We start from the raw sequence: 19108 nt of genomic DNA on the forward strand, positions 1-19108 counted from the left end.
GACTTGACCCTGACACAATTTTGATAAAATTGTTCGCAAAAAAATGAGGACAATTACGCCGTTTTGGAGTATCCTTACCATTAAGAGTATCCAGAAAGGGAAATCTTACAAAGTATAGGTGGGAAACGGATGAAAAACAAATTGATGAGCTTCATGCGGGGTCGCTATGGTATGGATCAGCTGGGCAAATTTATCCTGGTGATCTGCTGTATTCTGCTGGTCGTCGCTCTTCTTACGAGCCGGACCGTGGTAGGGCCCATCTTTTATTTTCTGGCCCTGGCGCTGCTGATCTATTCCTATGTGCGCATGTTCTCTCGAAAGATTGATAAGCGTTATCGGGAAAACATGGCTTACATGAGCTTCCGCTACCGCTTCACCAGCCGATGGACCCGTGCCAAGGAGCAGGCCAGCCAGCGGAAGACCCACCGGTTCTTCAAATGCCCGGGCTGCGGCACCACCGTTCGGGTGCCCAAGAACAAGGGCAAGATCCGCATCACCTGTCCCAAGTGCAAGCAATCCTTTATTAAGACCACCTGACGGGGGCCGCAAATGTTTGGATACATCATCGCCAATCAGGAGGATCTGTCCGAGGCTGACGCCCGGCACTACCGCGCCTGCTACTGCGGCCTGTGCCAGCGGCTGGGCGAGGTCTATGGGCTGCGAGGCCGGGTGACCCTCACCTATGACATGACCTTTCTCATTGTGCTGCTGTCCTCCCTTTATGAGCCGGAAACCGAACAGGGGCAGCGGCGCTGTGCCGTGCACCCCTTTAAAACCCATGCGTTTTGGCGTACCCCCATCACCGATTACGCCGCGGATATGAACGTTGCTCTTGCCTATCACAACTGCTGGGATGACTGGCAGGACGATCGAAGCCTTGCGGGATATTCGGAGGCCAGGCTCCTCCGCAAACACTATGATGCCATCGAAAAGCGGTATCCCCGTCAGTGCCAGGCTATCGCCGAGGGGCTGTCCAAGCTGGCCGCCATCGAAAAAGCGGGCGTTCCCGATTTGGACAGCGCAGCCAACGCCTTTGGCGCGTTGATGGCGGAGATCTTCGTTTGGAAGGAGGACGCATGGGCGGACGCCCTGCGGCGAATGGCTGCCGGCCTGGGCCGGTTTATCTACACCATGGACGCCTACGAGGACGTGGAAAAGGATGTGCGGAAAGGGCGTTACAATCCGCTGGTCCAGCTTCATCAGGGCCCCGATTTTGAGGTGCGGTGCAAGCGAATTCTCACCCTCTTTCTTGGCGAATGCGCCATTGCGTTTGAAAAACTGCCCCTGGTTCAGGATCTGCCCATACTCCGCAACATTCTCTATTCCGGAGTGTGGACAAAATACACGCTTCTTCAAAAGAAAAAGGAAAGGAACGAATCATGAGGGACCCTTATGAGGTGCTTGGGCTGCCCAGCACCGCTTCCGACGACGAGGTAAAAAAGGCCTACCGCCGGCTGGCCAAGAAGTATCATCCCGATGCCAATCCGGGAGACAAGGTCGCTGAGCAGAGGATGAAGGAGATCAACGTCGCCTATGATCAGATCATGAATAAGACCGCTCAGAGCTCCGCCGGCGGCTATCAGGGCGGGGGTTACGGCGGCGGGGGCTATGGCGGCGGTTATGGACCCTTTGGCGGTTTTGGCGGCTATGGGCCCTTCGGCGGCGGTTACGGTCCGCGCAGCAGCAACGCCTATGATGATCCGGAGGACGCCCATATGCAGGCTGTCCGCAATTTTATCCAGAACCGAAGGTATCAGGAGGCGCTTAATCTTCTGGACAGCATGCAAAACCGTACAGCGGAATGGTACTACTATGCCGCTATCGCCCATGCCGGACTGGGCAACCGGGTGCAGGCCGAGGATTACGCCGAAAAAGCGGTGTCCATGGACCCCAGCAATCCGGAGTATCGAGAGTTCCTGGATGCTCTTCACAGTCCCGAGCAAGCCTACGGCACCTATGGCCGCCAATTCAATATGCCGGGCATGAACATCGGCAAATACTGCATGGGCTTTTGTCTTATGAACTTGCTCTGCCGGCTGTGCTGGTGCTGCTAAATCAAAAGGGCTCGATCATCTCGGGCCCTTTTGATCGCTTAGCCCCTGCATCCCCTTTTGGATTCACGACTGATATAGACCGCAGTTTCCTCCCTGTGCGCTTCCTGCCTCACATGAAAGGGCGGCACAAATGCGGCCCCTCTAAGGACGAAAACACCAACGGTGCCGTTTTTGCTGGCAGCGTTGGTGTTCTGTTTATCGTTCTGAATTCTCTTCACACGGGCCCTCTAAGCTCCCTTGAATTCTACCCGAGAGACAGCGTATAATCAATCAATACCTGCGCCGCACGCTCCATATCCTCTATCCGCGAAAATTCCTGTGGACTGTGGCTTATCCCCTCCTGACTGGGAATAAAAAGCATCACCGTGTCCAAATAAAGACCAAACAGCTGGGCATCATGCCCCGCCCCGCTGTTCATAACCCGGTACCGGTAGTGGGCATCCCTGCAAATCCGTTCCATTGCGCTGACCAGCTTGGGAGCCATAGCCACCGCGACCTGGTTGAGGCTTTGGACAATCTCGCAGGACACCGGGCTTTCCTGCTGGATCAGTGAGGCAATAGCGTCCACCAATTCTCTTCGATCCTCATCACAGGCGGAACGGATGTCCACGGCAAATCTTACTTCGCCCGGGATTACATTATCCGCATTCGGACTGCAATAGATCGCACCCACGGTTGCAACCGCGCCCTCGTAGGCGCGTGCAAGCTCCGGGATCTTCGAAATCACCTTCGCCGCAGCAACCATCGCATCTTTGCGAAGATTCATGGGCGTAGTTCCCGCATGATTGCTGACCCCCCGAATCGTAACAAACAATTTGGTGAGCCCTACAATATGCTTTACGACCCCGATCTGTTCTTGATTCTCCCAGAGAATGCCGCCCTGTTCAATATGCGTTTCTATGTATTGAATAACGTTTTGAAATGCCGTATTCAATCGAAGATCGTCCCGGCCGCGGCCGTTTTTCGTGTACCACCCCTCGGAAATATACGCATTCAGGCTTTTGCCAGTGGCCTCATTTCGGCACTTTTCCTCCTGCAGCAGTCCGCAGATATGTTTGCTGGACAAAAAACCATCGCCGATCGTGCCTCCCTCCTCGTCATTGGTCGCCAGAATGTCCAGGGAATATTCAGGTTGGATCCCCTTTCCCGTGAAATATGCGGCCACCGCCAAGCCAACGGCAATTCCCACCGCGCCATCATACTTCCCGCCCTGGATAACGGAATCATAGTGGGAACCCAGCACAATGCTTTCCTTCCTCCTGCCTTCCAAATGTCCGGCGATCGTTCCAAGGTTATCCGTTTGAACATCAAGCCCCAGGGATTCCATCGTCCCGATGATATATTCCCATGCATCCTGGGACTCTTTTGTAAAGGAGCGGCGGGTCACACCCGGGCCCGGCGCCGAAAAATGGCTCAAGTTTTCGAGAAACGTACTGATTTCGTATTTCATCGGACTCACCTTTACCTTTATATATTGGACGCCCCTATTCCCGGCGCCCGTCGTCAGTCATGGCCATTCATATAGTTCCACAGATTCAGAGTTATTTCCTTCCAAGCCGCTCTTTTCTCGCACGGAACCTGCCGCCCGGAATCGGCCGAAGCGTGCAAAAAACATTGGGGATTGTGACCAAGTCACAATCCCCACACATGAGAAAGAGGGCCTATTATTCAAACTGAATGCCATTGAACTTCCGGAATGCGTCCATGCTGACCTTGATGGATTCCAATTCAGGAAGCTGGGTAAAATCCTGCTCCAGGACCATGTATTCCAGATGGGGCGCATTGGAAGCGGCGTCAATGATGGCCTGAATCGGAAGAACGCCAGTGCCGATTTCGGTGAAGCAGCGCGGGTCCTTGGTGTCGTGGAAGATTTCACGGGTCACCTCTTTGCCCTCGTCCACGATCCCATCATACATGTTGATGGCCTGCGGAGCATTCTTCGGAAAATCCTTTTGATGAAGAAGAACCAGGCGGTCCTTATATTTTTTGATCAGCGCCACCGGATCAAAGCCGCCGCGGGTGACCCAATAGGTGTCCATTTCAATGAAAACAAGGCTGGGGTCCGTATTTTCCATGATGATATCGTAGATGCTCTTTCCATTGAACCGCTGGAACTCCATGTAGTGATTATGGTAATAGTAGCGCATCCCCCGCTCCTGGCACATCCTGCCGATTTCATTGAAGAACTCGCACCGGCGATAGATGTAGTCCATATCATTGTAAGGGAAAAACTCCGTATCGCAGCCGATCTGCTTGTTTCCCAGCTCCTGATGATAATCAAGGATGGCGGGCAGACGGTCCAGCCGAAGGGGATTGATATGGCTGCCGACGATCTTCAGGCCCAAATTGGCCAGATTCTCACGAAGCTCCCTGGCGGGGAATCCAAAGCCTACGCCATCGTCAGTATCGGCGTGATGATTGGCAGCTTCAACATACTTATATCCGGTTTCCGAAAGCTTGGCAAGGGTTGCAAAATTGTTTTCTTGAAAGGAATTGCGAACAGAATACAGTTGGATACCTACTTTTAATGCCATTTAGACCAGCCTCTCTTGAATTTCATAGATTTACAATTCCCATTATAGTGTTCTTATTCCGATGATTCTATGATATTTTTGACCCAAATTCGGTTGATATTGATATTATGGATATGCTATGCTAAGGAATAGAACACGCCAAAGAAGGGGGGCGTCCATTTTGCTCGATCGTTGGACGGCACAGCATGAGATCGTGGACAACAACGGGGAGATCCCCGTTTATTTTCATATCAATCGTAAATGTCATTATATGACCATGCACTGGCACGAACATATAGAAATGATCTATCAGCTGAGCGGCCGAATGACTGCAACGGCCCAGGGGGAGCAATATGAACTGAAGCCTGGAGATATGCTGATCGTCAATCCAAATGAGCTTCATCGGACCATTTCCCTCGGTGCGGATGCTCCCTATGTGTTAATTCAAATTTCCGTTCAGCGTCTTCGGGAAATGATGCCCGCCTTTGAAATCGTTCATTTCAAAAATTACATTCCAGCGAAAGAGATCTCCCCATTTCCCGAAGTCATCCAGGCTTTTCAGCAGATGAAGCAGGCTTACCTTTCGCAGGACGACGGATACACCCTGCTGTTCATGGCGAACCTCTATAAAGTTTTGTATCTGCTGTATCGGAATTTTGCCTATCAGATGAGACCGGATTCCGATGAGGGCAATAACCGGGATCTGCAGCGGATAGCGGACGTCATGGAATGGATCCAGAACAACTACAGACAGAAGCTGACGCTGCGGGAAGCCGCCGGCCTTCTGGGCATCTCCAAGGAACATTTTTGCAGAATTTTTCGGAAGTACACCGGCCAGACCTTCCTGGAATATCTAAACTGCTATCGTACTAGCCGTTTCTGGGAGGATATGCAGACCTCCGGCAAAAGCTTCACGGAGCTCATGGAGCAAAACGGTATTTTCAACTATAAAGTATTCATTCAAACTTTCCGGCAGATGTACGGAAAAACGCCAAGAGAGCTGCGCTACGGCAAGCGGACCAGCAAAGCATAAAATGCTGGCGAATAGCGCTGAATACGTGCCGCAGCTAAGGTTCATTTGGATAAAAGGCGTACCTATTTTTCCCTTTTTTCTTTACCTGGTAAAGGGCAATATCGGCGTTCTTATAGAGGCTCTCAAAATCAACGCCCGACTGAGGAGACAGCGCCACCCCGATGCTGGCAGCGATTTTGCAAACGCCGGCATCCGTCTCAATTTCCCGGCGCAGAACGGCGGTCAGTTCCTGCGCCTTTTTCTCAGCGGCTTCCCGGTCCCGCACCGGCAGGAAAGCGATAAACTCATCGCCCCCGATGCGGCCCACAATATCGCTTTCCCGGAACTGGCTTCGGATCGTCCGGGCAAAATCCAGCAGCACCTTATCCCCAATGTCATGCCCAAAGCGGTCGTTGACCTGCTTAAAGTTATCGATATCCAGGATGAAAAAAGCGAAGGGGCCGGGGGACTTCAGCATTGAACGGATATGTTCCCGTGTGGCAGCCTTGTTAAAAAGGCCGCTGAGGGAATCCTGCTGCATCCTATCCAGCATATACTGTTCCCGACGCTTTTCCGCATCAATATTCTGTCGATAAACCAGCATCCTCACCGAACCATCCTCCGTTACGGTGTAGATGTGGGCGTTGATGCGCATCCAATAATAGTTGGTGCCGTCGGTGGAGATCTGAAAATCATAGCGCAGATTTTCCGTGCCCTGCTGATAAGCCTCCAGCACGCGTTCCGGCGAGAAGATGTCGAGGTATTGCTGGCGGAATTCCTCTTTGATTTGTTTTTCAGAAATGATCCGCAGTGCTTCATCAAAGGGAGTCCCCTTTGGCGCACCCAGGCTCTCAAAGTATGCCTCCGTCGCTTCGCTGGCCGCCCGGTTATGAGTGATATCCAGCTCATAGATGTTCTCATACAGCTGTTCGGTCGCCTTCACAAACGCGGCCTGATGCTCCTGTTCCCGGGCAACAGTGAGCTCGACAACCTGCCGGTTGTATTTGCGGATGATGCCGGTGATGGTCAGCAGCACAAAGATCACGACAACGACCAATACCACCAAGGCCCCAAGCAGCTGAAGGGTGAGCTGTCGGTTCAGGTCGGCGGTATTATGATCGATCAACAGGTACCATCCCAGATTGGAGATATACTGGGACGCCAGATAGCCTTTTGCGCCCTGTTCCCCATACCAAAACGCCTGCCTGCCCTCCCCGCTTTGCAGAATATTGTCCTTCAGCTGAGCATACTGGCTGTCCTCAAACAGATCCGTCGCTTCATAGCCCGTTCGGTCCGTGGAGATTTCTATCGTGCCGTCCGCGGCCACCAGATAGGCCCGAACATCAAATTTTTCTTCGTATTCCCGTAGCAGGGCCTGCAGCGTGTCCACCCGGAACCCCACGCCCACAATTCCCATGATTTCGCCGGCCTGGCCGGTGATCTTCGCATTGATAAAAACTGTTACTTCGTTTTTAGCGGCCTCATCGTTGTCTATGTTCAGGGAATACTCCTCCCCCGCCTCCAGGAACGCATAGTACCAGTCGTTCTCCGGATTTCCTTGCTCCAGCACGCGGTCCAGACCATTGAAGTGATAATACCGGTTCGTCCTTGTGGAAACAAGAAAGACGGAATCATAGTCATATTTCACCCGGTAGGCGTCCAGATATTCCCGCATGGTCTTAATGAAGTCCTCGTCCTCCAGATGATCCTCTTCGTCGGCAAGAAAGCCCTTGAGCAGGCTGTCGTTGGCCATCGTCAGGGAGATATTGACCGGCTTGGTGAAGTTGGAATCAATCTGGTGGGAAATGCTCTCCATGGTCAGATCGGATACTTGCTCCACATCCTTCTCGAAAACATCCCAGTTGGCCTTATAGCCAATGACCGCGGTGATGAGAAAACCCACAACAATAATGGCGCAGACCAGAAGGTTGGTATGCAGCAAAGTCCTTTTCTTCATAGCCTCTTGATTCCTTTCTTTGATTGCTGCATTCCAGACCAGGCGCTTAGGCGGATTGTCTCACTGCGCAGCCTTCAGCATGGGTGCACGATTATTTTTCCAGTGCCGTTCGAAGCGCCTCCACCTTCCGAAACTCCTCTTCAATGTTTTGATATAAAGCCTTATAATCGTCCCGTCGCTCTCTTAAGCGAAGCGGCTCCACGATCTCGCAGACCACGTTGTAGAGCGGCGTCAGTCCCATATTGCCTGCCACGCCCTTGAGCGTATGCGCCGCTTCAAAAGCGCCCTGATAATCCGATGCCGCAAGCGCTGCTCCCAGATTTTTCAAGCTTTGATCCTCTAAGAGCATATTTAAAAATTTGAAATACATTCCTTCATTGCCCATGAAGCGTTCCATCGTCACGGAATAATCCGCACCGTAATCATCAAAGATTTTTTGAAATGCGCCCATCGTCTAGGTCCCCTTTCCATAGATAAAATCATACAGCGTCTGGTACAGCCGACCCGGTTCAATGGGTTTGGCCAGATGAGCGTTCATTCCGGCCGCCTTGCTTTTTTCGATGTCATCGTCAAAGGCGTTGGCCGTCATGGCGATAATGGGAATCGTTCCGGCATCGGCGTTGGAAAGATGCCGGATGTTATTGGCGGAGGCCAGCCCATCCATTTGGGGCATGCGGATATCCATTAAAATGGCATCATAATAACCGGCGCGGCTCTTGCTGAACAGTTCCAGCGCCCGCAGGCCGTTCTCCGCTGTATCCACCGCAAATCCCTTGCTCTTCAGCAGCATCACCGCCACCTCGGTATTGATGAGATTATCCTCCGCCAGCAGCACCCGCCTGCCGGTAAAATCATATTCGGAAGGCAACGACTGCTGCTCAAGTTCCTCCTTCTCCCCCAGCGCCTTCGTAAATGCGGAAACCAGGCTGGACTTAAACATCGGCTTGCTCATCAACAGGTTCACCCCGGCAAGCCTGGCTTCATGCTCGATGGATATCCAGTCATAGGCCGTCACGATGATGATGGTCACCTCCGGACCCACAATGCCGCGGATCTTTCGGGCGGTTTCCAAGCCGTCCATATCCGGCATTTTCCAATCGATAAGAATCATATCGTAATATTTCTTTTCACCCCAAAGGCGTCTTACCCGTTCGACGGCCTTGCGCCCACTATCCACCCATTCCGCCGTGACGCCCATTTCCAAAAGCGTGGCCACCGCGCCCTCGCAGACCGCCACGTCATCGTCCACCACCAAAGTCTTCAGGTGCGAAAAATTATGGATCTGCTTCTTTTGTTTATGGCGCAGCTTTTCCTCTTCCGTGATGCCCAGCTTTACCTCCACGGTGAATTCCGTACCCACACCCTTAATGGACCGGACCTTGATTGTTCCGTCCATCATATCCACAATATTTTTGGAGATGGCCATACCCAGTCCCGTGCCGCCGTACAAGGCGGTGGTGCCGCCGGATTCCTGCGAAAAGGGCTCAAACAGATGGGGCAGGAACTCTTCGCTCATGCCGATGCCCGTATCGTTGACCACAAAGCGCAGTACGGCATCGTTCTTCGACCTGCGGCGCTGCTCGGCCGAAAAGGTCACCTTGCCACCCTCGCCAGTGAACTTGATGGCATTGCTTAAAACGTTCACCAGTACCTGCTGAAGCTTCATGGCGTCGCCTATGTAATAGTCGTCCAGCACCGGATCCATGATGCATTCATACTCCACGCCCTTGGCGGACGCCTGAGCATAACAGATGGAATTGATACCGGTCAGGAACTCCTCCGTGGGGATCTTTTCATTTTTTAGCAGCATCTTGCCGCTTTCAATGCGGCTCATATCCAGAATATCGTTGATAAGCGACAGCAAAAACCGGGAGGAGATGCCTATCTTGGAGATGCAGTCCTCCACCTGCTCATCGTCGCCAATATGCTGCGCCGCAATGGCGCTCATGCCAATAATCGCATTCATGGGCGTGCGGATCTCATGGTTCATCCTGGAAAGAAAATCGCTTTTAGCGGCATTGGCCTGCTCTGCTGCGACCAGCGCGGAGGCCATCTCCTCCTTCTGGCGCTGTTCTCTTAGGACAACGTTGGTCACGTCCGTGCGGGTCATGCACACGCGGTTCAGTTCCCGGCTGACCTGGAACACCTGAAAGCGTTTGACCCGCAGCTCCCCCTGGCTGTTCTTCATTTCCAGAACAAAAGTGTAGGAATCCTCCTTGGCCAGCCGCTTCTGCATATAGGCAAAATCCAGCTGGGCCAAAAATTCCTTTCGGTTTTGATCGTCCATGCAGCGCTCCGCCGCCTCCCGGATCTCCTTTTGAAAGTCCCCCTTGGTCGGGACCGTCGGCTCCCAGGCGCTGTCATGGGCGGTGAGCCGGTAGGTTCCCCGCACCGTATCAATTTCAGTGATAACGTCATAGTCCAGCTTGGCGATTCCATCCAGCAGCCATTCCTGCAGCTTTTGCTCCGTAATATCCAACGTATAGAAGAACGAGATGATATCGCCTGTTTCGGGGTTCTGGGAGGTTCTCAAACTCGTTCGCCCCCAAAAGACGCCTCCTTTGCTGCGCCGGCGCAGAAATTCCAGCTGATAGTCCGTGCGCCCGGCAGCGTAGTCGTGCAGCACCGTTTCCCGTTTCAGCAGTCTGCGGATCTCGTTTCCATAGGCCTCATCCACGGCGGAGGCCGCCAGATTATCAACCGTTTCGTCGTAGGAACTGCCCACATGGGCGATAGCCACATCCGATGTGAAGTAGTAGGCCTCCAGCCGGTTTTGGGTGATATTGAAGGTGCCCCTATGACTGCCTTCCGTCGAAGCCATCTCCGTAAAATAGGCCAGCTCTTTTTCGTAGAGGTTTTTCACCTGCTCCTGAAGCCGTTTCTCTTTGGTGATATCAAAACATACCGACATGATGGCTGGACGGCCGTCCTCCGCGATCACTCTGCGTCCCACGTCGTGGATCCAGATATAGCTGCCATCCTTCTTCTTCATGCGGTATTCGACCACATATTCGTCCGAATCCTCCATCTGCTGTCCCACCGCTTCATCGACCATCTCGCGGTCCTCCGGGTGCATGCAGTTGGTAATGTATCCATCGATATCCGCAACAAACTCAGCCTCATCCGCATAGCCAAGATGGGCAAGCATCCGCCGGTTCACAAAGTAATAGGGGAAGCCCTCCTCGATGTATCCGCCCATCATTCCCCCGGCGATTGAATCATTGAGCAGTTCCTGACGCCGTTTGAGTATATGCTCCGTGGGCAGAGGCTGGCGGCCGGCAGCCTCATAGAGGGTATCCTTTGAAAGCTCCGGATCCTTCGCCACTGCTCCGTCCCGAAACAGCTTTTCAAAATCTTCCACCGGCATGGGTTTGGCAAAAAAATACCCCTGGGCGTAGTCACAGGCGATTCCCTTCAGCCGCGTCAGCTGCTCCGCAGTTTCCACGCCCTCCGCCACCACGCTCAGACCCATATATCTTGCCAGATCCATGATAAAGCACAGGATGCCCTGGCTTTCCTTCTTCGCGGTCTCACTTTGAATGAACTTCATATCCAGCTTCAGTACGTCGATGGGCAGCTCATTCAGCATATTGAGCGATGAATAGCCGCTCCCGAAGTCGTCCATTTCTATGGGAAAACCCAGCTTACGCAGGCGGCCCGCCGTGTCGATCAGCTGCCTCGGGTTTTCCGTATAGGCGCTCTCGGTGATCTCCAGATGGAGTCGCGAAGGGGAAAGCCGATACTTTCGCATGAGTTCCATCAAGATATCCGTAAGGTTCGCCTGATAGATGTCGGCCCTGGATACATTGACCGAGATGGGAAGCACAGGATACCCTTTGCCGTCCCAGTCCCGCAGAACCTGGCACGCTTTATCCCAGATTCTCTGATCCAGCCTCGCGATAAACCCATTTTTCTCGAACAGCGGGATGAACTCCGACGGCGGCAAAAGCCCCCACTCAGGATGATTCCAGCGCACCAATGCCTCGGCGCCAGCCAGCGCGCCATCCTGAAGCCGGTACTTGGGCTGCAGATATATTTCAAACTGATCCTGCGCCAAAGCGGACTCCATGCAGTCCGTGACCGCCTGCTCCCGCAGCAGCTTATTGCGCAGCTTCTCATCGTATTCAGCGTAATATTTGCCATACTGCCCCTTGATACTCTGAGCGGCCAAAAGAGCCCGATCACACATCTGCTCCACCGGCGTTGCGGGATCATTGACCCGGTAGATGCCCCATTTCATCACAATGTTTTTGGCCTCGCACAGGGTGTTGATCCGTTCCAGGGCGTCCGTGAACATGGTCTGTGTGTAGTCCCACCGATGCTCCACCAAGCATCCAAACCGATCGGCGTTCAGGCGGCCGCAGAGGCCCCGGCCCCGCGTAAAACCGGAATATAAATCGGCGATCCCGCACAGCAGGCGGTCGCCGGCCGAAACGCCGAAAACGTCATTGACCACCTTGAAATTTTCCACATTGGAACAGACGATATCGTACGCTTTATCGGGATTTTGCCGAAGCGTTTCCTTCACGCGTTCATAAAAATAAGCTTTGCTGTAAATTCCAGTGAGGGGATCGTATTGAAGGAGGTTGACCATCGCAGCGGATTCCCGCAGGTTGATGATGCTGGCCACCCGATGCAGGATGATCTGCGGCTTATACGGCTTGGACACAAAATCCGCCGCACCTTTGGACAGGGCGGTCACTTCATCCGTCTCGCCGTCGCTCTGGGTGGTCACGATCACCGGAATGGACGAAAAAGCCGGATTCTTTTTCATGATCGTCAAAAAGGTATAGCCATCCATCACCGGCATCTTGATATCCAGCAGAATCAGGGAGATTTCCTCGCCATACCGCTCCAAAATATCCAGAGCATCCTGACCGTTTTCCGCTTCCAGTGCCTCGTACTCGCCGGCCAAAATCTGACATAGAAGCATGCGGTTGAGTGCGTTGTCCTCCACCACTAAAATTTTACGCTTTGTTATCAACATTTTATGCTTTCCTCACACTGTTTATCGTACAGCTGCATCTTCGTTTACCGCGTATTATCGTTCATAAAGCATCCTTGTTCATATACCTAATATAAGGTACAGTATAGCAAAATCAGACAGGAATAGCAACCGCCCGGCCTGCTGAGGGCGCTTAAGATTGGCATTTGCAAGGAAAAAATGTTATCATAAAAAAAGCCGTATGATACACTCTTTTCCGCACGTTTGCACCGGATTCAGGAGGGACAGCTTTTGCACAATGAAATGGAGCTTTGCCAAGTCATATACAGTTTCCTCACCACACAAATACGCTTTGGGGCCTACCGTTTTGGAGACCGTCTGCCCACCATGGAGGAAGCGAGCCAGCAGATGCTGGTTTCCTTTGATACCGTACGTTCAGCCTACCGCCGGCTTCAAGCGGATGGCTTAATCACCTTATCCAAAAGCATAGGCACCACGGTAAGGGTGCGCTACAGCGGAGCCGAGATCGAACGGAACATTCGGGCGTTCTATGGGGAGCGCAGGGACGCTCTATTGGATTTGAGCCAATCCATGCGGCTTCTGTTTGGCAAAACCCAATGGCTGGCAATGAAAACCATGCCGCCGGAGGCCCTGGATAAGATCGAAGACTATGCCCGGGAGAAGAACATATTCCTCTCCTATGCGCGCCAGCTGCAGCTGATCTATGACTCGCTTCACAACGATCTCATGATGCGTCTTGTCTGGCAGAACTTCATGTTTTTTGAAGCGCCCTTTCTCAGCATTGCCGAGAATATCAAATATTTTGTGAAAGCGGGAAACCCTCTGCTGAATATGACCGGGTGCTGCCGGAAAAAGGATTGGACAGGACTGCAGGCCGCGGTGGACGATTTTTTGACGGTGTTTCCCTCCGCTCTTTCTCAATTTTACGCCGAGCGGCTTGTGCCTTCTCCTGCCCAGCCGCAGATTTCCTTTGCCTGGAACGGCTATAAAAAACCGTCCCAGCTGTGTTACTCGCTCAGTCGGGAGATTCTGGGCTCAATCAGCCGGGGTGAATTCCCGGCGGGCAGCTATCTGCCCAGTCTGGAAAAGCTGGCGAAAGAAAAACAGGTTTCCGTAAGCACCATTCGCCGGACCCTGACAATCCTCAACCAGATCGGAGCGATAAGGTCCATCAACGGCGTCGGCGCACAGGTCCTGCTTCTCGACCAAAGCTCAGAAAACTGCGATTTCACCCAACCCATCATCCGCAAACGCCTGCAGGATTATATTGAAAGTCTGCAGATCCTCACCCTGACCTGCAGAAGGACGGCGGAGAGTACCTTCGTTTCCCCGGACAGCCTTACGCAGTGGAAGAACCTGCTGAACGAAATCCGCCGCACCGGCCGGTATGAAACGATAATCTATGATTCCATGAAATTTATCTCCCGCCATGCACCTCTGCAAACGATTCGAATGGTGTATACCCAGCTGCTCCAGCTGCTGTTTTGGGGACACCCCCTGCGGGGCATCCATGGAAATCAGAGGGACTTCAATCGTGTTTTACTCCCCCATCTTGAAATCCTTTTGGACTGTTTGGAGCGGGAGGACAGCGCCGCCTTTGCCGTCGAGTTAGAGGACATTTCCATTCGTCAGCTAAACTTCACAGCAGAGCTGATGGACCGGCTTGGTTTTCCCGAGGTTCGGGCCCTGCGCGTCCCGGAGAAACTTTAGCCTCTCCCTCATCCATTAATCAGACCTTGCAGGACACGGTAAAGACGGGCCACATCAAGGGGCTTTGCCAGAAAATCATTCATCCCCGCTTTCTTGGCGGCGTCAACGTCCTCTTGGAAGGTGTTGGCCGTCATGGCAACGATGGGAATGACGGCCGCATCCGGTCGGTCAAGGGCGCGAATAGCCCTCGTGGCGTCCAGCCCGTTCATCTCCGGCATCTGTACATCCATCAGAATGATCTGGAATTCGCCAGGTCTGCTTTCCTCAAAACGCTTTACCGCCAGCGCGCCGTTTTTCGCCCGATGGGCCACTGCACCCTGCATCTTTAAAAGCTCCATCGCAATTTCGGCATTCAGATCGTTGTCTTCTGCGATCAAAACCTGTACGCCGTCCAGCCTTTGACCCTCCCGCTTTTCCTCAGGTTCAGTCACCACCTCGCCGAAGGGCAGCGTGATGCTGAAATAGAATTCACTACCCTCGCCGGGCTGGCTTTTGACCTTGAGTTCCTCGCCCATCAGCCGGACAATACTGCTGCTGATGGCCAGCCCAAGTCCAGTGCCCTGGCTCTTTGAGGAATTGCTGCCAAGCTGTTCAAAGGAAGCAAAAATCCGCTCCTGGTCCTCGGGATGGATGCCCATACCACTGTCGACCACCCGAAAGGTAAAGGCGGCTCCCCGCTCATCGGACCCGGTTTCCAGCACCTCCAGCAAGACCTTCCCGCCTTCCGGGGTAAACTTAAAGGCATTGGACAGAAGATTCACCAGCACTTGACGCAGCCGAACAGCATCGCCCCGCAAGGCACCATGGGTGAACTTCTTTTCCAGAGTAAAGGACAGATCATGGCGCGAGGCCTCTCCGCTCATCATGCTTTGCAGGTCATGCAGCACCTGTTCCAAAGAGAAGGACTCGTCGGCAATGGATAGCATTCCATTGTCGATGCGGCTCATATCCAGAATATCATTGATAAGGCTGAGCATGTACTGGGAGGACGTGCGCAGCTTTCTTAGATTCGCCCGTGCGGCCTCCGGAATATCCTCCATCATGCTGGTCAGGTCAGCGAGGCCCACCACCGCGTTCATGGGAGTGCGGATTTCATGGCTCATCCTGGAGAGAAACTCTCCCTTGGCCCGGCTGGAAGCCTCCGCCTTTTCCAAATTGCTCTGCATAGCCGCCGCTTTCATGCGGGAACGGGCAATCAGAATCACCGCCGCCAAAACAATCAGCAGAACGACGCCCAGAATAGCCGCAAACAGGAACGGATTGGCATAGACAAAATTCATTAAAGACAACTGACTGGCGCCAAGAGAGACCAGATTACGATTGAGAATATCATCCTTCTCTTCGGCATCGAGGCTGTTGATCGCCTTATTCAAAATGGTGAGAAGCTTCGTATCCGTAGGCCGAGCCAGCGCAAAGCCCACATGACTGATATCGTTGACCAGCGTTACCGGCACCACATTGTTAAGATAGCTGTGCTGAATTTCTAGCTCGATTCGATTGGGCAGCCCATAAACAAAATCGATTTTGCCACGATTCACCGCGGCAAGAGCTTCATCCATATCCGAATAGGTCTTTACTTCCGCCGCCGGAACGTTCATGGGAAGCTCCCGCCCCTCCACGATTCCGCCCACCAATCCATCATCCGGATAAGAGGACGCCTTATTGCGCACAACGATATTGTTCAAACTCGCATAGGAGGCCGTCAGCGCCAGTCCCTCCTCCGATGCATGTTCCTCCGAATCCAGATAAAAACCCAGTATGTCCGCTCGCCCCTCTTGGACCATATGAATGGCGTCCATATAGCTTTTTGCATACACATAGTGAAAGGATAAGCCGGTATAGGCTTCAACCTTCTTTAAGATATCCGGCACCACCCCATCATGGGTACTTTCCTGTGAGGTCATGCAGAAAAGCGGATGCCAGCCCTCCGGCACCGCCACCGTCACGGTCTTCTTCGTTTGAACATAGGCGAGTTCTTCAGCATCAAGCAGAATATCTGGCGTCGGGTCCGTGAAGTTGGCTTCAAAACGCTCCGTTCCAAAATTTGGATTTGCAGCGCTGATCTCAGCAAGCGCCATGTTCAATCCGTCCAGAACCTCTTGGTTTCCCGGCGTGGTCACGATATAATAGGGCTGCGAATCATAGGATACTACGATTCGAAAATCCTCGCTGTGCTCTGTGAAATTGCCCAGCAGCAGGTCGACCTCTCCGCTGGCCAAATAGGTATAGAGATTACCCTTCACTGACAGCTGTTCAACGGAGTATTCCTTGATGGGGCAGTTCAAATTGTTTATGGATAAAAACTCTTTGAGGCGGCGGATGTTTTCCTTGGCATTGGCATAAACTCCGATGGTTTTGCCATCGATGCTTTCCATGATGTTAGTATGCATGCTCAAATCGTCACGCCTGGCCAGAAGGACGGAGCGGCTGTATCCCGTATTGTAATCCGGATAGCCATAATATTCTTCCAATTCGGGTGCATAATAGTTCCCGCCCATCAGATCAAATTCGCCATTTCGAAACCGCTCCAGCATCTCCTCACCGCTGCCCACGTCGATGTACTCATATTCCCAGTTCGTATATTTGGCGATTTCATTGAGATAGTCCACTACCAGACCATGACGCGTTCCGTCCTCCCATGTCTCAGTCATCCCCTGTATTTGATAGAAGGCGACTCGCAGCACGCGTGGCTCGTCCTCCTCCGCGGCCATCGCAGGCAACGGCAGCACGGTCATCATCAGAAGCGCCGCGATTAGAACCGCGGCAAATCTCCGTCTATATCGATTTAATTCTCCCCGGTTATTCATTCCTGAACTCCTTATTCTTTAAAGTAAACCGATGCTGGAGACGCATGCTTACTGGACAATGGTTTGAGCAATGGTTTTATCGGCTCACCACTATTTATAGACATAATAAGGATATCAGAACTGCAAACAAATGGCAATGAAACACCAAGAATTTCAACGTTTTTTCGATAAAAAAGGCTCTCGTTTAACCCTTCGGAACAATCCAAAAAGGCAGCGCATTCAATCGTCCTCAAAAATAAAAACCCGTACAAACTGAGTTTGTACGGGTATCTGGCGGAGAAGGTGGGATTCGAACCCACGTGCCCTTGCGGACAACCGCATTTCGAGTGCGGCTCGTTGCGACCACTTCGATACTTCTCCTGATTATTCGTCCCGAAGTGCGGGACGGATAATATTATACAGGGACGCGTTAAAAAAGGCAAGAGGTGCGGATAAAATTACTGCTTCGATGCCATTGTTTGATTAGCTCAAAAACAGCCAATTGATGTATTCCATTCCCGTTTTTGTGCGGAAATTTTTGTCCCGGATGGCTGCAATCTGGCTACGATTCATACCCTTTTCAAATATATTGACCAGAAAATCGGCCTCCAGTAGAATCTGATAATCTGCACCGTCCACAGCGTTATAGGTGTGATGATGGGCAACCAGGAAACATACCCGCTCAATCATTTCCGGTGGGAAGGCCAGTTCTTCAAGCATCCTGCGGGCCACCGGAGGTCCCTCGATCTCCTGATGACGCCATCCGCCGTCCCCGTACTTTTGACGGCTGATCTTAATACCCACGTCGTGCACCAGCGCGGCTGTCTCCAGCGTAAACTGGGTCTGCTGATCCAGTCCTTCCAGTTCACCTATGCTCTTTGCAAAGCCATACACCTTTAAAAAATGGTTCACACGATCCGGTGTCTCACGATCAAACTCAATCATCATCCGGCTCAATTTTGCGATTTTATCCTTCATCGTGACCTCCTTAAAGAACAAGGGGACGGTCTGCCCCGTCCCCCCCATTGCGCTGCAATCAATCCACCCAGATTGAATCCACGGCCTTCTGCACAGCGGCCAGCTTTTCTTCCGGCGTATTCATGGCTTTCAGCGTCTCGCTGAAGGGCTCCACGATTACAGGGCCGGTGTAATGCATATCCTTCAAATGCTGCAGGAAGCCTTTGAGATCCACGCCGCCGCCCTCACCGGGCAGATAGCGGAGGCCATCCAGACACTCATCAATGGGCAGGCCTTTCTTCGCATCGTTGATATGCACGGACACAACCTCTTCTTCTTTGCGGAACAGATCAAATGCAGAAAAATCGAGGCCCGCAGTGTACCAATGATAAGCATCATAAAGAATACCCATGTTGCCAGTACCAATGGCATCACACAGTTCCAGCATTTCCTTAAGACCGCGGATGAAGGGATATTTATGACCTTCCGCCAGAGTCTTGGGTCCTACAAACTCCAATCCAAACCGGATATCATGATCAGCCAGCACCTTGGCGCATTCCGTCAGCATGCGGCAGTGATTCTCAAAGTTTTCCTTATAGGGAAGATCGTCGGAAAAGTTCAAAATATACGTACTGCAGCGATGACAGCCAAGCTTTTCAGCAGCTTTGGCGGCAACTTCCAGCTTGGGGAAGGTCTCTTCAAACTTGGAGGGATCCCACTGGAAGGACACCGGCAGCATGAAGGAGGACAGTATCAAACCATTCTGTCCCATAATATCCTGCGTGCCAGCCACCCCATATTCTTCAACAAGAGCGGTAGGCGAGAGTTCAACAGCGCCATAGCCATATTGAGGGGCTAATTTAGCAAGCTTCTCAAAGGGAAGGTCTACACCAATCATACCGGGATTTAAGGATCGATACATATTGCGGCTCCTTTCTTCTTTGGACAAATTTTCTCTTGATTATAATTATACAACCTTTCCTTGGGGATTGGAAGATGCGATATGAATTTTGGCGAAGAAAAAACCCTGGCCGAATGGCCAGGGTTTTCAGGAAAGAGAAGTAGGGTAGAATTTTGGTGAGGTTTTAGTTCAATGACCAGGTTTCGTTCAGCTTCGGCACGTCATTCAGCAGCTGCTTCGTGTACGCATGCT

At 52.3% G+C, this 19108-nt stretch carries 13 protein-coding genes and 1 tRNA gene; 5 read left to right on the top strand and 9 right to left on the bottom strand.

Going from position 1 to position 19108, the window contains the following annotated elements:
• Positions 1-129: 129 nt before the first annotated feature.
• Genes H8696_RS07685 through H8696_RS07695 form a run of 3 tightly spaced genes read left to right on the top strand, consistent with a single transcriptional unit; the run spans position 130 to position 2054 of the window.
• Positions 130-537, top strand: coding sequence for a hypothetical protein (locus tag H8696_RS07685; RefSeq protein ID WP_249316335.1), 408 nt, complete (start codon positions 130-132; stop codon positions 535-537).
• Between the two features lie 12 nt (positions 538-549).
• Positions 550-1383 (top strand): DUF5685 family protein, encoded by an 834-nt coding sequence (locus H8696_RS07690; RefSeq protein WP_249316336.1) that lies wholly within the window; start codon positions 550-552, stop codon positions 1381-1383.
• Positions 1380-2054 (top strand): DnaJ domain-containing protein, encoded by a 675-nt coding sequence (locus H8696_RS07695; protein WP_249316337.1) that lies wholly within the window; start codon positions 1380-1382, stop codon positions 2052-2054. Before H8696_RS07690 ends, H8696_RS07695 begins: the two co-directional genes overlap by 4 nt.
• A 244-nt stretch (positions 2055-2298) precedes the next feature.
• On the opposite strand, the gene H8696_RS07700 is transcribed toward H8696_RS07695, so the two are convergent.
• Together H8696_RS07700 and H8696_RS07705 are read right to left on the bottom strand one after the other, a co-directional pair.
• Entirely contained in the window at positions 2299-3504 is a 1206-nt protein-coding gene (locus tag H8696_RS07700) for a hydantoinase/carbamoylase family amidase (protein WP_249316338.1), read from the bottom strand.
• A gap of 214 nt (positions 3505-3718) precedes the next feature.
• Positions 3719-4588: a sugar phosphate isomerase/epimerase family protein gene (locus H8696_RS07705; RefSeq protein ID WP_249316339.1), complete on the bottom strand. Its 870-nt coding sequence runs from the start codon at positions 4586-4588 to the stop codon at positions 3719-3721.
• Between the two features lie 160 nt (positions 4589-4748).
• Here H8696_RS07705 and H8696_RS07710 point away from each other — a divergent pair, with 160 nt between their 5' ends.
• Complete coding sequence (locus H8696_RS07710) at positions 4749-5600, top strand: AraC family transcriptional regulator (RefSeq protein ID WP_249316340.1); 852 nt, start codon at positions 4749-4751, stop codon at positions 5598-5600.
• A gap of 34 nt (positions 5601-5634) precedes the next feature.
• Here H8696_RS07710 and H8696_RS07715 read toward each other — a convergent pair whose 3' ends face one another.
• From H8696_RS07715 to H8696_RS07725, 3 genes are all read right to left on the bottom strand, one after another.
• Positions 5635-7536, bottom strand: coding sequence for a sensor domain-containing diguanylate cyclase (locus tag H8696_RS07715; RefSeq protein ID WP_249316341.1), 1902 nt, complete (start codon positions 7534-7536; stop codon positions 5635-5637).
• A gap of 91 nt (positions 7537-7627) precedes the next feature.
• Positions 7628-7987: an Hpt domain-containing protein gene (locus H8696_RS07720; RefSeq protein WP_249316342.1), complete on the bottom strand. Its 360-nt coding sequence runs from the start codon at positions 7985-7987 to the stop codon at positions 7628-7630.
• A gap of 3 nt (positions 7988-7990) precedes the next feature.
• Positions 7991-12523, bottom strand: a complete 4533-nt coding sequence (locus tag H8696_RS07725) for a response regulator (RefSeq protein ID WP_249316343.1) — start codon at positions 12521-12523, stop codon at positions 7991-7993.
• A gap of 249 nt (positions 12524-12772) precedes the next feature.
• Between H8696_RS07725 and H8696_RS07730 the strand changes: the two genes are divergently transcribed.
• Positions 12773-14212: a GntR family transcriptional regulator gene (locus H8696_RS07730; protein ID WP_249316344.1), complete on the top strand. Its 1440-nt coding sequence runs from the start codon at positions 12773-12775 to the stop codon at positions 14210-14212.
• Positions 14213-14220: 8 nt separating this feature from the next.
• Here the strand turns inward: H8696_RS07730 and H8696_RS07735 are convergent, their stop codons facing one another.
• The 4 genes from H8696_RS07735 to H8696_RS07750 form a co-directional block, all read right to left on the bottom strand.
• Positions 14221-17019 carry an ATP-binding protein gene (locus tag H8696_RS07735; RefSeq protein WP_249316345.1) on the bottom strand — a complete coding sequence of 933 codons (2799 nt, stop codon included), beginning with the start codon at positions 17017-17019 and terminating at the stop codon, positions 14221-14223.
• 271 nt (positions 17020-17290) lie between these two features.
• Positions 17291-17379: transfer RNA gene (locus H8696_RS07740), tRNA-Ser, on the bottom strand.
• Positions 17380-17481: 102 nt separating this feature from the next.
• Entirely contained in the window at positions 17482-17976 is a 495-nt protein-coding gene (locus H8696_RS07745; protein WP_249316346.1) for an HD domain-containing protein, read from the bottom strand.
• Between the two features lie 58 nt (positions 17977-18034).
• Positions 18035-18877, bottom strand: coding sequence for a sugar phosphate isomerase/epimerase family protein (locus H8696_RS07750; protein WP_249316347.1), 843 nt, complete (start codon positions 18875-18877; stop codon positions 18035-18037).
• Between the last annotated feature and the right edge of the window lie 231 nt (positions 18878-19108).

Origin of the sequence: Gehongia tenuis, from assembly GCF_014384795.1 — a bacterium.
Taxonomy (GTDB): domain Bacteria; phylum Bacillota; class Clostridia; order Christensenellales; family NSJ-53; genus Gehongia; species Gehongia tenuis.

Coding starts and splice junctions, on each gene's coding strand:
- H8696_RS07685 (WP_249316335.1), top strand. CDS start 130: ATGAAAAACAAATTGATGAGCTTCATGCGGGGTCGCTATGGTATGGAT.
- H8696_RS07725 (WP_249316343.1), bottom strand. CDS start 12,523: ATGTTGATAACAAAGCGTAAAATTTTAGTGGTGGAGGACAACGCACTC.
- H8696_RS07715 (WP_249316341.1), bottom strand. CDS start 7,536: ATGAAGAAAAGGACTTTGCTGCATACCAACCTTCTGGTCTGCGCCATT.
- H8696_RS07700 (WP_249316338.1), bottom strand. CDS start 3,504: ATGAAATACGAAATCAGTACGTTTCTCGAAAACTTGAGCCATTTTTCG.
- H8696_RS07745 (WP_249316346.1), bottom strand. CDS start 17,976: ATGAAGGATAAAATCGCAAAATTGAGCCGGATGATGATTGAGTTTGAT.
- H8696_RS07750 (WP_249316347.1), bottom strand. CDS start 18,877: ATGTATCGATCCTTAAATCCCGGTATGATTGGTGTAGACCTTCCCTTT.
- H8696_RS07705 (WP_249316339.1), bottom strand. CDS start 4,588: ATGGCATTAAAAGTAGGTATCCAACTGTATTCTGTTCGCAATTCCTTT.
- H8696_RS07690 (WP_249316336.1), top strand. CDS start 550: ATGTTTGGATACATCATCGCCAATCAGGAGGATCTGTCCGAGGCTGAC.
- H8696_RS07695 (WP_249316337.1), top strand. CDS start 1,380: ATGAGGGACCCTTATGAGGTGCTTGGGCTGCCCAGCACCGCTTCCGAC.
- H8696_RS07720 (WP_249316342.1), bottom strand. CDS start 7,987: ATGGGCGCATTTCAAAAAATCTTTGATGATTACGGTGCGGATTATTCC.
- H8696_RS07735 (WP_249316345.1), bottom strand. CDS start 17,019: ATGAATAACCGGGGAGAATTAAATCGATATAGACGGAGATTTGCCGCG.